The following is a 12431-nucleotide window of genomic DNA, read 5'->3' as shown; positions in this document are numbered from 1 at the left end:
GTGCGCGTCCTGGTCGTCAACCCGGGCTCGAGCAGCCTCAAGGTCTCGCTGCTGCGCGACGGTGACGAGGTGCCCGACGACGGCGGTCCGTACGACGCGATCGGCGTGCGCTTCGTGCACGGCGGCCCGCGCACGGCGGCCGTGCGGCTCGACGAGTCGGTGCTCGACGAGCTCGCGGAGGTCTCGGACCTGGCGCCGCTGCACAACCCACCGGCGCTGGACGCCGCGCGCGACCTGCTCGGCCGGCACCCGGGCGTGCCCGTCGTCGCCTGCTTCGACACCGCGTTCCACGCCACCATGCCGCCCGCTGCCGCGACGTACGCCCTGCCACGGGAGTGGAACGAGCGCTACGGGCTGCGCCGCTACGGCTTCCACGGGCTGTCCCACTCGTACGCCGCGCGCCGGGCCGCGCGCCTGCTCCGTCGGCCCGTCGAGGAGCTGCGCGTCGTGACCTGCCACCTCGGCGGTGGGGCATCGCTGTGCGCGGTGCGGGGCGGCCGCTCCGTCGACACCACCATGGGCATGACGCCGATGGAGGGACTGGTCATGCAGACCAGGTCGGGCTCGGTCGACCCGGGACTCGTCTTCCACCTGCTGAGCGCCGGCGTGCCGGCCGACGAGCTCGAGCGGGTCCTCGACCGGGAGTCCGGCCTGGCCGGGCTCACGGGCACCTCGGGGGACCTGCGCGAGGTGCGCGCCGCGGCCGCGGCCGGCTCGGAGGATGCCGTCACCGGGCTGGCGGTCTACGTGCACGCCCTGGTGCGCGGCGTCGGCGCCATGGCCGCAGCGGCGGGCGGCATCGACGCCCTCGTCTTCACCGGTGGCGTCGGCGAGCACGCGCCGGAGGTACGCCGGGACGCGGTGCGCGGCCTGGCGTTCCTCGGACTCGGCGTCGACGAGCTGCTGAACGAGGAGGCGAGCGGGGACGTCGACGTCTCCGCGGCCGGCAGCACCGTCGCGACCCTCGTGGTCACCGCCCGCGAGGACCTCGAGATCGAGCGTCAGGTGCGCGCTGTGCTCGAGGGTTAGCGCACGCCGTACGTCGTGGTGCGCTCGCGGACCGGGCGGTCGATGCCGGCGCCGATCTCGACGAGCTCCGCGACCGTCTTCGCCGAGCCGTGCTCGGAGCCGGCCATCCGGGAGATCGTCTCCTCCATCAAGGTGCCGCCGACGTCGTTGGCGCCGGCCTGGAGCATCGCCCGGGTGCCGTCGACACCGAGCTTGACCCACGACGTCTGGATGTTGCTGATCCGCCCGTGCAGCATGATCCGGGCCATGGCGTGCACGGCCAGGTTGTCACGCAGCGTCGGGCCCGGGCGGGCCACGCCGGCGAGGTAGATCGGCGCGCTGGTGTGCACGAACGGCAGCGGCACGAACTCCGTGAAGCTCGCGCCTCCGGCCTCGAGGGACGCGTCCTGGATGCGGGCGAGGACCTTGAGGTGGCCGACCCAGTGGCGCGGGTGGTCGACGTGGCCGTACATCATCGTCGAGGTCGTCGGCAGGCCGACGCGGTGCGCGGTCGAGACGATCTCGACCCAGGTCTTGGTGGGCAGCTTGCCCTTGGTCAGCACCCAGCGGACCTCGTCGTCGAGGATCTCCGCGGCGGTCCCCGGCAGCGACCCGAGGCCGGCCTCGCGGGCCTTGATCAGGAAGTCCTCGATCGACAGGCCGGTGCGAGCGGTGCCGTTGACGACCTCCATCGGCGAGAACGCGTGCACGTGCATGTCCGGCACCCGTTGCTTGACCGCGGAGGCCAGGTCGAAGTACGCCGACGCCGGCAGCTCGGGGTCGATGCCGCCCTGCATGCAGACCTCGGTCGCGCCGAGGTTCCATGCCTCCTCGGCGCGGTCGGCGACCTCGTCCAGGGAGAGCGAGTAGGCGTCGGCGTCGGTACGGCGCTGGGCGAACGCGCAGAACCGGCAGCCGACGTAGCAGACGTTGGTGAAGTTGATGTTCCGGTTGACGACGTAGGTCACGTCGTCGCCGACGGTCTCCTTGCGGAGGTCGTCGGCCAGCCGGCAGACCTCGCGGAGCAGGTCGCCCTCCGCGGTCATCAGCGTCAGCGCGTGCTCGTCGGACAGGTTGCCCGGGTCCTTCTCGGCGGCCTTGAGCGCGGCGAGGCCGGTTGTGGTGGTTTCGAGGCTCGTCGCCGGGGCTCCTCGCACCTCAACCACCGCGTCCGCGGCGTGCTTGACCTCGTCCCAGTCGCCGTACACGTTCGCGAAGTCGGAGCGCCGGTCGTCGGTACGACCCTCGGAGTCCACCGCCTCGAAGAGGTCGGTGCGGCCGACGGAGGCGAACCCGCCGTCGGGTTCCTGCCACGGCAGGCCGGTCGGGCGTACGCCGGGGCGCGCCAGGCCCTCGTCCGTGGCCAGCGCTGCGACGTGGGTCGAGACCCGCGGGTCGAGCCACGGCTCGCCTGCGCGGACGTACTCGGGGTGCACGGTGAGCCGAGGCTGCAGGTCGAAGCCGCACTGCGCGGTCATCTCGCGCAGCCGCTCGACCGAGGGCCAGGGCCGCTCGGGGTTCACGTGGTCGGGCGTGAGCGGCGAGACGCCGCCCCAGTCGTCGACACCGGCACCGAGCAGCAGCCGGCACTCATCGAGGTCGACGAGGTTGGGTGGTGCCTGTACCCGGGCCTTCGGGCCGAGCACGATCCGGGTGACCGCGATCGTGGCGCGGTAGTCGTCGAGCGCGAGGTCGTCCGCGTGCCGCATCGCGGTGTCGGGCTTGGCCCGGAAGTTCTGGACGATGACCTCCTGGACCGAGCCGAAGGCGCGGGAGACCTGGCGCAGCGCGAAGATCGTCTCGGCCCGCTCGGTGAGCGTCTCTCCGATGCCGACCAGCAGGCCGGTGGTGAAGGGGATCGAGAGCCGGCCGGCGTCCTCGAGCACCCGCATCCGGACGTCGGGGTCCTTGTCGGGGGAGCCGTAGTGGGCCTCGCCCTTCGTCTCGAAGAGCCGCCGCGAGGTGGTCTCGAGCATCATCCCCATCGACGGGGAGACCGGCTTGAGCCGGTTCAGCTCCTCCCACGACATGACGCCCGGGTTGAGGTGCGGCAGCAGCCCGGTCTCCTCGAGCACCCGCACCGCCATCGCACGGACGTAGGCGAGCGTCGAGTCGTAGCCCTGCTCGTCGAGCCAGGCGCGTGCCTCGGGCCAGCGGTCCTCGGGCCGGTCGCCGAGGGTGAAGAGCGCCTCCAGGCAGCCCATCGCGGCGCCCTGCGAGGCGATCTCGAGGATCTCGTCCGGGGACAGGAACATCGCGTGCCCGGCCCGCGCGAGCTGGCCCGGCGACTCCACGAAGGTGCAGTAGTGGCAGCGGTCGCGGCACAGCTTGGTGACCGGGATGAAGACCTTGGGGGAGTAGGTGACGACCCCCGGCCGTCCTGCTGCGACCAGGCCGGCGTCGCGGACCTTCGCGGCCGCCGCGGTGAGGCGGTCCAGGTCGGCACCGGTGGCGGCCAGGAGGACCGTGGCCTCGTCGACGTCGAGAGCGGCACCGCGCTCGGCGCGCGCCAGCGCCCGACGTACCTGCTGGGGCGTGGGCTGCTCGTTCATCTCCGTCAGGCTAGCGTCACCGGCCAGGGCCCCATGTTCCCCTGGCCAGTGACGCACGCCACGCCGAGCCGAGTCCCCCGACCGTGCCGGCGTGGCGAGCGGCGACCGACCCGGAGGCCGGCTCGCCCTTCATCGAGAGCGCCTTGTGTCCGGAATACTGCGCCATCGCCGGCCCGTACGCGTGTCCGAAACCGGCCATGGCAGAGATCGGACTGTCCGATTCTTGCCATGGCCGCCGACGGACACGCCGCGCGCGGTGACGGCTGTTGTGCTGAGGCATGCGACGATCACGCGGTGTTCTCGGATGCCGGCTCGCGCGTGCCCCCATCCCGCGAGCCACAGCCGTCTGCGCTGGACCTGCTCCGTGTCGGTCTCCGCTCCCGTGTCGACTCCGTCGCCGAGCTGGCGGCGCTCGCCATGCGTGACGAGACCGAGGTCCGCCAGGACCTGGAGCTGCTCCAGGAGGAGGGCTTCGTCGAGCTGCGGGGGGACCGGATCGGCTACTCGGCGCCCGAGGAGGTCGTTGCCGAGGTCGTACGCCGTCGCGCCGGTGACCTGGGAGCGGACATGCTCCGCCGGCTCGCCGACCTCGCCGAGCTGGTCGGCCAGCTGCCCGTGCTCGCCCGGGAGTGGGAGACTGGCGCCGGCGACGCCCATCTCTTCGACGTCGAGGTCTTCCACGGCCCCGAGGCGGTCGTCGACCTCTGGCACCTCCGGCAGGGTCGCGAGTCGGCCCGTCGTACCGACGTGGTGCTCCCCGACGCGGCCCGGCTCTACGTGGCCGACCCCGCGATGCAGCGCGTGTGGCACGAGGCCAGCCGGGGGCCGGGGCGGCGCGCCCGGGTGCTCGCCTCGATCGCGGACGGCGTGCACCCCGCGGCCCAGCAGCGGATCGACGAGGAGCTCGCGGGCGGTGTGGAGATCCGGCTGATGGAGCGGCCGCCCGGGTGGTTCTGGGTCACCGACGACACCACCGTGGCCCTGCCGCTGGTCTGGGGCGAGGCCTGGCCGACCTCCGTGGTCGCGGTCCGCAGCCGCTCGGTCGCCGGGATGGCGAGCTGGCTCTTCGAGCAGCTGTGGGACCGCGCGGTGCCGGTGCGCGCCGGGTCGGCCGCGTGGGACTCGCTGCTCACCCTGATGAACGGTGGCGCGACGCTCGAGGCGGCGTCGCGGGTGCTCGGGATCTCCGAGCGCACCGGACGCCGCCGCGTCGCCGAGGCGATGGAGCACTACAACGTGAGCTCGATGCTCGCGCTGGGCGTGGTCTGGGGCGAGACCCGCCGCTCCTGAGCCGCTCTCAGACGGTGACGGACTCCGGCTCGGGTGCCGGGTCGGAGGTGTCCTCCGGCGGCACCACCGGGGGCTTGCGGTCCAGCGCGTGGGGCCACCAGATCTTCCCGCCGAGGTCCAGGTTGATCGCCGTCACCAGCACCGAGCGCACGATCATCGTGTCGAGCAGCACGCCCAGGGCGATGGCGGTGCCGATCTGGAGCGCGAACGTGAGCGGCATCGTCGCCAGCGCCCCGAAGGTCGCCGCGAGCACGATGCCGGCCGCGGTGATCACGCCGCCGGTCGAGGCCAGCGCGATCAGCGACCCACGCCGGGTCCCCTTGGTGACGGTCTCCTCCCGCACCCGGGTCATCAGGAAGATGTTGTAGTCGATGCCGAGCGCGACCAGGAAGACGAACGCATAGAGCGGGAAGCCCGGATCCGTGTGCGGCCGGTCGTAGACCAGGTCGAAGACCAACCCCGAGAGGCCGAGCGCGGCGCCGAACGACAGGATCACCGTGCCGATCAGGATCAGCGGTGAGGTCAGTGCCCGGAGCAGGCCCATCAGGATCAGCATCACCGCGATCAGCATGATCGGGATGACGACCTTGTTGTCGCGCGACGAGGCCTCCTCGATGTCGATCGTGACCGCGGTCCAACCGCCCACCTGGGCGTGGGCGCCGTCGACCGAGTGCACGGCGTCGCGGACCTCGTGGACGGCCTCGATCGACTGGTCGTCGAGCGGGTCGGCGGTGAGGTTGGCCAGGATCAGCGAGGTGCCGTCCTGCTCGGCGACCACGGTCGCCTGCTGGATGCCCTCGATCCCGTCCATGGCGCCGACCACTGCGTCCGCCTGGTCGGTGTCGGCCACGATCTGGATCGGGGAGCTCGCGTCGACGAGGCCGTGCTCGACCAGGAGCTCGTTGCCCGCGACCGACTCGACGTCGTGGCCGGCGACGTAGGTCTCGTCGTTGGGGATGCCCGAGGTGTCGAGCCGCAGGGCGCCGAGCGCGACCACCAGCAGGGCGATGGTCGTGAAGATCCAGACCTTGCGCGGCCGCGGTGCGATCCGGTTGCCGGTGCGGGCCCAGAACCCGGACTCGGTGGGCTCCGCGGTGCCGAACCGCGGGATGAACGGCCAGAACACCCAGCGGCCGCAGATCACCAGGAGCGCAGGCAGCAGGGTCACCATCACGAGGAAGGTGACGGCCACCGCGACGGCGTTGGCCGGGCCGAGCCCGGCGGTCGAGTTGAGCTCGGCGAACATCAGGCAGAGCAGGCCGACGACGACCGTCGAGGCGCTGGCGAAGATGGCCGGTGCGGCGCGGTGCAGCGCGAACGCCATCGCCTCGTGCCGGTCCTCGTGGCGGCGGAGCTCTTCTCGATATCGGGCGACGAGCAGCAGGGCGTAGTCCGTGCCGGCGCCGATCACCAGCACGGTCATGATGAACTGGGTCTGACCGTTGATGGTCATGTCGGCGTACTTGGCCAGCAGGTAGAGCACGCCCATCGCGATGCCGAGGCTCACGACGGCGCAGAAGATCGGCAGCGCCCACAGGATCGGGCTGCGGTAGCTCACGAGCAGGATGAGGACCACCGCGCACAGCGTGATCAGGAGCAGCCGGCCGTCCATGCCGGCGAAGGCGGCGGCCTGGTCGGCGGTCGTGCCGCCGGCGCCGGCGACGTAGACCTCGACGCCGTCGATCGCGGTGATGTCGCGGATCTCGTCGGCGACGTCGGGCATGTCCTCCCAGAGCGCGTCGCCGCGGTTGATGGTGAAGTCGAGCTTGGCGACCTGACCGTCCTCGGAGACGTACGGCGCCGGGATGCCCGCCGTCTGGGCGCCCTGCGGGGTGATGACGTTCGAGACGCCCTCGATCTTCGCGATCTCGGTGGCGTCGGTCTCGATCGCGGCGAGGTCCTCGTCAGTGAGGCCGGACTCCCGGTAGTAGACGACGGTCGTCACCAGGTCGTTCGGGTCCTGGAACGCCTCGAGGCGCTTGATCGCCTGGGTCGACTCGGCGCTCTGGGGGAGCCACGACTCGGCCTCGTTGTTCTGGACGCTGGTCAGCTTGCCGGCGAGGGAGCCGAAGATGCCGAGGAGCACGAGGACGCCCACGAGGACGATCCACTTGGTCACGGGTCCGGTGAGCTTGCCGGCGATCTGACGGTGCATGGGAGAACTCTTTCAGAGGGCGGGGACAGTGGCATCGGGGTTTTCCCCTAGTCCGGATGGTCATCACGGGGGAGTCCGGACGGCAGTCAGACCGGCGCTTGCGCCCGAACTCATCCGACGACCGTCGTCCCTATTCCGGTGGAGCCCACCGCGGGTACGTTCGGCACATGTATCCCGGCACCTGGGCGGCTCGGACGCCCGACAAGCCCGCCCTGGTGATGGCCGGTTCCGGCCGGACGCTGACCTACGCCGAGCTCGACGGGCGGAGCCTGCGCCTGGCCCACGTCCTGCAGGACGCCGGTCTCGGCGTCGGCGACGTCGTGGCGCTGCTCTCCGACAACCGGCCCGAGGCCTACGAGGTCTACTGGGCAGCCCTGCGGTCCGGCCTCTACATCACCGCGGTCAACCACAACCTGTCGGCCGAGGAGGTCTCCTACATCGTGCGCGACTGCGGCGCGAAGGCGCTGCTCGTGTCACCCGCCAAGGTCGAGCTGGCGGAGGCCCTGGACGTCGACGTACCGACCGTGCTGACCTTCGAGGGCGACTACGAGGACGCGTTGGCCGCGGCGAGCGCCGAGCCCCTGGCGGAGCAGCCGCACGGCGACGACCTGCTCTACTCCTCGGGCACGACAGGGCGGCCGAAGGGGATCAAGCCGCCGCTGCCGCAGATCGCCGTCGACGAGCCGGGGTACGTCTACCCGATGGTCTTCGGGACGCTCTACGGCTTCGACGAGGAGACCGTCTACCTCTCGCCCGCGCCGGTCTACCACGCGGCGCCACTGCGCTTCGGTGGCGTCATCCACGCGCTCGGCGGCACCCTGGTGATGATGGAGAAGTTCGAAGCGGAGGGCGCCCTGCGGGCGGTCGAGCGCTACCGGGTCACCCACACCCAGATGGTCCCGACGATGTTCGTGCGGATGCTCAAGCTGCCCGACGAGGTCCGGACGTCGTACGACGTGAGCTCGCTGCGGACCGTCGTGCACGCGGCCGCTCCGTGCCCGGTGGACGTGAAGCGCCGGATGATCGAGTGGTTCGGCCCGATCATCCACGAGTACTACGCCTCCACCGAGTCCAACGGCGCGACCTTCATCGACTCGCAGTCCTGGCTGGAGAAGCCCGGCTCGGTCGGCACCGCGCTGATGGGCGTGATCCGGATCTGCGGCGACGACGGCAGCCTCCTCGGGCCGGGCGAGGTCGGCACCGTCTACTTCGAGCGCGAGGAGCGCAGCTTCAGCTACCACAACGACCCGGAGCGGACGGCCTCCACACAGCATCCCGAGCACGAGAGCTGGACGACCGTCGGCGACCTCGGCTACCTCGACGAGGACGGCTACCTCTTCCTCACCGACCGCAAGGCGTTCATGATCATCTCCGGCGGGGTGAACATCTACCCGCAGGAGATCGAGGACCTCTTCAGCCTGCACCCGGCCGTCACCGACATCGCCGTGATCGGCGTCCCCGACGACGAGATGGGGGAGCGGGTGGTGGCGTTCGTGGAGGTCGCCGCACCGGTCGAGCCGACCCCTGCGCTCGCCGACGAGCTCACGGCGTACGCCCGCGAGCACATCGCCCACTTCAAGGTGCCGAAGGAGTTCCACTTCCGCGACGAGCTGCCGCGCACGCCCACCGGCAAGATGGTCAAGGGCAAGCTGCGCGAGGAGTACGCCGGGGGCTAGTGGTTGTCGTAGTTGCCGACCTGGCCCTGGGCCTTCCACTTGGCGCGCCGGGCGTCGTGGCCGACGGCGGCGCCGCCCCGGTCCTTGGCCGTGCCGCGTGGGCGGCCGAGCCAGCTGACGGTGGCGACGAACGCCACCACGACGATGATCGTGATCGTCCAGAACATGTGCGACTCCCCCGAGTAGGTGCTGGAGGCCAGAGACTACGCCGCCCGCCGCCGCTCCCACGCCGAAACGCCGACCATCACCAGGCCGGCGAGCAGGCAGCCCGCGATCGCGTCGACCACGTAGTGCTCGGCGAAGTAGGTCAGCGCGAGGGCCATGGCGAGGGGGTAGAGGAGCAGCAGCCAGCGCCAGGCCGACCGGAGCCGCGAGATGCCGTAGAGCGCCACCAGGCAGGCGATCCCGCAGTGCAGCGACGGCATCGCGGCGACCTTGTTGGCCATGCCCCACATGATCATCGTCTGGCGGTGCAGGTCGAAGCCGCCCACCTCGAGCCCGGACCAGCCGCGGCTGGTGATCCGGTGCACCTCGGGCAGGTAGCCGTCGCGCGACGCCATCCACGGCGGCGCCATCGGGTAGGCGACGTAGATCGCGAGCCCGGCGTACAACAGCGTGATGTAGCGCCGCAGCCAGCGCACCCACTCGTCGCGGTTCCGGACCCACAGCACGCCGGCCAGCACCAGCGCGACCAGGAAGTGCGAGGCGTAGACGGTGGTCAGGACGGCGTCGTACCAGTGCGGCGGCAGGGTCCTGAGGCACGGGTCGCCGCACCACGCGTGCTGCAGGCGCACGGTCGGAGCGGTGCCGAGACCGAGCCACTCGTCGACGCGGATCGGCATCGAGTAGTGCGGTGCTACGCCGATCTCGTCGGCCAGGCCTCGGCCGAGCCAGTAGCCGACCATCAGCAGCAGCGGCTTCCACCAGTCGCGCCAGAAGTCGAGGTACGGCCGCGGCTCCTCGACGTACCAGGCGATCGTGCCGACCCAGATCCAGAGGATCACGCCGGCCGGGTCGTTGGGGATCCCGACGAACCAGCACCACGCCAGCAGCACGACGGCGTACGCCGCCATCGCGTTCCTGCGCGTCACTCGCTCTCCTCGTTGCTGGCCTGGTAGATCGTCCAGTCGTCCGTCGTGGCCCGCAGATCGTAGTGATCGGCGAGGACGCCGTTGGCGACCGACGCGTCGATGCCCCAGGAGCCGAGGGACTTCCCGGCGACGACGACCCAGGTCGGCCGGTCGGCGCCGGCGAGCAGCGCCGAGAGGTCGTCCAGGTGCGGGTCGTGCACGCGGACCGGCAGGCTCCAGAGGTCGGGGTAGGGGCTGCGCATCCCGGTCGCCTGGAGGATGTTCGGGCCGCCGAAGGCGACCACCGCCGTGTCGCCGGGCCGCACGTGGTCGTCGAGCCAGGCGATCGCCGGCTCCTCGGGCCGCTCGATCGGGTGCAACGCGACCCAGAGCAGGGCGACGACGGTCGAGCCCGCGACGACGGCGTACGCCGCGGCGAGGAGACGCCCGGGGCGAGCGCCCTGCTGGCCCATCCGTTGGGCGGCGGCGGCCGTGAGCAGGACGAGTCCGGGCACCAGCCCCATCAGGTAGTGCAGCCAGTAGCTGCCGCCGCCGAGGACGACGAAGAGCTCCCAGGCGAGCACGGCCAGGGCGGGCCACCACAGCCAGGACCCGCGCGCCCGACGGGCCAGGGCGATCGCGAGGAGAGGTGCGCCCGTGGCGACCAGCGCCAGGAGCATGCCGCCGAGCCGGGTGGTCGTCGACCCCGTCGCCGAGGCGGCGATGACCGCTGCCGCTTCCCGACGGAACACCACGACCGCGTCCCAGAGCTCACCCGGCGCGGTCCCCCGGAGGGCGGCGGCCGCCACGGCCACCGCGACCGTCGCCAGCGCCCCGCCCGCCACCGCGCCGAGGGCGCCGAAGCGCCGCCTCGCCACCAGCAGCACGACGGCGAGCACGAAGACGTCGAGCAGGCTCTGCTTCACCAGTGCGCCACCGGCGCCGAGGACGCCGCCGAGCAGTCCCCACAGGAGCCAGCGTTCCGCCGTGCTGGCGGCGACCACGCAGGCGCAGCCGCCGAGCAGGAAGGGCAGTCCGAGCAGCTCGCCGTTGACGACCGTGCCGCCGAAGAGCGGAGTCGTGGTGAGCAGCGCGGCGGTCGCCGCTGTCAGGGCAGGGGCCGACGGCTGGTCGGGCGCGGCGAGCCGGCCGAGCAGGCCGCTCAGCAGCACGGTGACGACGATCGCCGCGACGCCCAGCACACGCAGTGCCAGTCCACTGCTGGCCCACCCGCCACCCGCGGCGTCCGCGAGCGCGGCCAGGGCGATCAGGCCCGGAGGGCGGTCGACGAAGTAGTCGCCGTAGAGCGACGACCCCGGCGACCACTGGCCGGCGAGCAGCAGCAGGCCGCCCTCGTCGGGGCTCAGCGGGCGACCCGCGAACGGGACCGCGCCGAGTCCGGCCGCGGTCGCCAGCAGGCCGACCTGGACGCGCGGACTCACGCGAAGGAGAAGGCGAGCAGGACCGCTCCGACGAGCACGGCGCCGGTCAGCAGGAAGCCCAGGTTGAACGCCGGGAGGGGTGCGTCGGTGCGCATCGCCCGCTCCACGCGGGCCCAGCGCACCATCGCGAACAGCGTGACGAGCCCGCCCAGCAGGACCAGCAGGACGGCCAGCACGTTGCGCACCCAGGTGGTGTCGGGCAGGCCGAGGGCGTGCAGCGCGACGCCGCCGGCGAGCATCGCCAGCGCGGTGCGCACCCAGGCCAGGAAGGTGCGCTCGTTGGCAAGGGTGTAGCGGGGGTCGGGCTCCTGCCCGGCGTCGTAGACCCAGTGCGGCCGACGTTGCGTCATGCCCCCATCCTTCCGTATGTAGGGCCGCCTAGGCTCGCGGACGTGACCTACGAGTTCGACACGCAGACCGCGGTCCACCCGAACGGCGACGGCACGTACGCCGCCGAGCTCGCCGCCGGGTGGGTCGTCGGGGGTGGCGTCAACGGTGGCTACCTGCTCGCCGTGATCGGTACGGCGCTGCGCGAGACCTTCCCGACGAAGCCGGACCCGCTGGCCGTGTCGGCCTACTACCTCTCGGCCGGGACCCCGGGTCCGGCCGAGGTCGCGGTCGACGTGCGCCGTGAGGGCGGCAGCGTCGCGACCGCGTCCGTCGAGCTGCGCCAGCCGGGGGGACCGGGTGGCGAGACGCGGATCGCCGCGCTCGCGACGTACGGCGACCTGGACCGTCTCGGCGACGACGTCCGGACCACCGCGGAGGAGCCGTTCCTACCGCCGCCCGACGAGTGCGTCGCCAACACCCTGGCGCCCGAGGAGATCCTCACGATGGCGCCGATGATGGGGCGTTTCGACATGCGCTTCCACCCCGACCACGTCGGCTGGGCCGTCGGGCAGCCGAGTGGCAAGGGCGAGATCTCGGCATGGTTCCGGCTCGCCGACGGCCGCGAGCCCGACCCGGTCACGCTGCTGATGGTCCTCGACGCACTGCCCCCGGTGACCTTCGACCTCGGGATGATGGGCTGGGCCCCGACGCTCGAGCTGACCGCGCACGTCCGTGCCAAGCCCGCTCCCGGTTGGCTCAAGGTCCGGCACGCGACGCGCAACATGGCCGGCGGGATGTTCGAGGAGGACTGCGAGGTCTGGGACTCGACCGGCCGCCTGGTCGCCCAGAGCCGCCAGCTCGCCCGTCAGCCGCGGCCGATCGCCTGAGGTGGTGTCGAGGCTCGTTCC

General features: G+C 72.0%; 10 protein-coding genes. 4 read left to right on the top strand and 6 right to left on the bottom strand.

Annotation, left to right across the window (positions count from 1 at the left end; translation table 11 throughout):
* Positions 1-1029, top strand: a complete 1029-nt coding sequence (locus ACFPYL_RS22870) for an acetate/propionate family kinase (protein ID WP_379160056.1) — start codon at positions 1-3, stop codon at positions 1027-1029.
* Here the strand turns inward: ACFPYL_RS22870 and ACFPYL_RS22865 are convergent.
* Positions 1026-3560 carry a bifunctional FO biosynthesis protein CofGH gene (locus tag ACFPYL_RS22865; RefSeq protein WP_379160053.1) on the bottom strand — a complete coding sequence of 845 codons (2535 nt, stop codon included), beginning with the start codon at positions 3558-3560 and terminating at the stop codon, positions 1026-1028. The two genes, ACFPYL_RS22870 and ACFPYL_RS22865, sit on opposite strands and share 4 nt — an antisense overlap.
* 294 nt (positions 3561-3854) lie before the next feature.
* Here ACFPYL_RS22865 and ACFPYL_RS22860 point away from each other — a divergent pair, with 294 nt between their 5' ends.
* On the top strand, positions 3855-4850 hold the full coding sequence (locus ACFPYL_RS22860; RefSeq protein ID WP_379160050.1) for a hypothetical protein: 996 nt from the start codon (positions 3855-3857) through the stop codon (positions 4848-4850).
* 7 nt (positions 4851-4857) lie between these two features.
* Here the strand turns inward: ACFPYL_RS22860 and ACFPYL_RS22855 are convergent, their stop codons facing one another.
* Positions 4858-7005 (bottom strand): MMPL family transporter, encoded by a 2148-nt coding sequence (locus ACFPYL_RS22855; RefSeq protein ID WP_379160047.1) that lies wholly within the window; start codon positions 7003-7005, stop codon positions 4858-4860.
* Positions 7006-7172: 167 nt separating this feature from the next.
* Here ACFPYL_RS22855 and ACFPYL_RS22850 point away from each other — a divergent pair, with 167 nt between their 5' ends.
* Complete coding sequence (locus tag ACFPYL_RS22850) at positions 7173-8681, top strand: acyl-CoA synthetase (RefSeq protein ID WP_379160044.1); 1509 nt, start codon at positions 7173-7175, stop codon at positions 8679-8681.
* Here ACFPYL_RS22850 and ACFPYL_RS22845 read toward each other — a convergent pair.
* Genes ACFPYL_RS22845 through ACFPYL_RS22830 form a run of 4 tightly spaced genes read right to left on the bottom strand, consistent with a single transcriptional unit; the run spans position 8678 to position 11543 of the window.
* Positions 8678-8848, bottom strand: a complete 171-nt coding sequence (locus ACFPYL_RS22845) for a hypothetical protein (RefSeq protein ID WP_379160041.1) — start codon at positions 8846-8848, stop codon at positions 8678-8680. The genes ACFPYL_RS22850 and ACFPYL_RS22845 overlap by 4 nt on opposite strands.
* Positions 8849-8884: 36 nt before the next feature.
* Complete coding sequence (locus ACFPYL_RS22840) at positions 8885-9772, bottom strand: phosphatase PAP2 family protein (protein ID WP_379160038.1); 888 nt, start codon at positions 9770-9772, stop codon at positions 8885-8887.
* Positions 9769-11193: a hypothetical protein gene (locus tag ACFPYL_RS22835; RefSeq protein ID WP_379160035.1), complete on the bottom strand. Its 1425-nt coding sequence runs from the start codon at positions 11191-11193 to the stop codon at positions 9769-9771. Before ACFPYL_RS22835 ends, ACFPYL_RS22840 begins: the two co-directional genes overlap by 4 nt.
* The gene (locus tag ACFPYL_RS22830) at positions 11190-11543 is read right to left on the bottom strand and encodes a YidH family protein (protein ID WP_379160032.1); all 354 of its coding nucleotides are present in this window, start codon (positions 11541-11543) and stop codon (positions 11190-11192) included. The genes ACFPYL_RS22835 and ACFPYL_RS22830 overlap by 4 nt, the downstream gene beginning before the upstream one ends.
* 42 nt (positions 11544-11585) lie before the next feature.
* Between ACFPYL_RS22830 and ACFPYL_RS22825 the strand changes: the two genes are divergently transcribed.
* Positions 11586-12410, top strand: coding sequence for a thioesterase family protein (locus ACFPYL_RS22825; protein ID WP_379160029.1), 825 nt, complete (start codon positions 11586-11588; stop codon positions 12408-12410).
* Positions 12411-12431: the final 21 nt, after the last annotated feature.

It is taken from the genome of Nocardioides hankookensis (assembly GCF_042658885.1).
Taxonomy (GTDB): Bacteria; Actinomycetota; Actinomycetes; order Propionibacteriales; family Nocardioidaceae; genus Nocardioides; species Nocardioides hankookensis.
This window is presented reverse-complemented; position numbering and strand designations above follow the sequence as displayed.

What these genes read in the sequence shown, in the direction of transcription:
- ACFPYL_RS22865 (WP_379160053.1), bottom strand. Translation starts at nt 3,560, where the DNA reads ATGAACGAGCAGCCCACGCCCCAGCAGGTACGTCGGGCGCTGGCGCGC.
- ACFPYL_RS22855 (WP_379160047.1), bottom strand. Translation starts at nt 7,005, where the DNA reads ATGCACCGTCAGATCGCCGGCAAGCTCACCGGACCCGTGACCAAGTGG.
- ACFPYL_RS22850 (WP_379160044.1), top strand. Translation starts at nt 7,173, where the DNA reads ATGTATCCCGGCACCTGGGCGGCTCGGACGCCCGACAAGCCCGCCCTG.
- ACFPYL_RS22845 (WP_379160041.1), bottom strand. Translation starts at nt 8,848, where the DNA reads ATGTTCTGGACGATCACGATCATCGTCGTGGTGGCGTTCGTCGCCACC.
- ACFPYL_RS22830 (WP_379160032.1), bottom strand. Translation starts at nt 11,543, where the DNA reads ATGACGCAACGTCGGCCGCACTGGGTCTACGACGCCGGGCAGGAGCCC.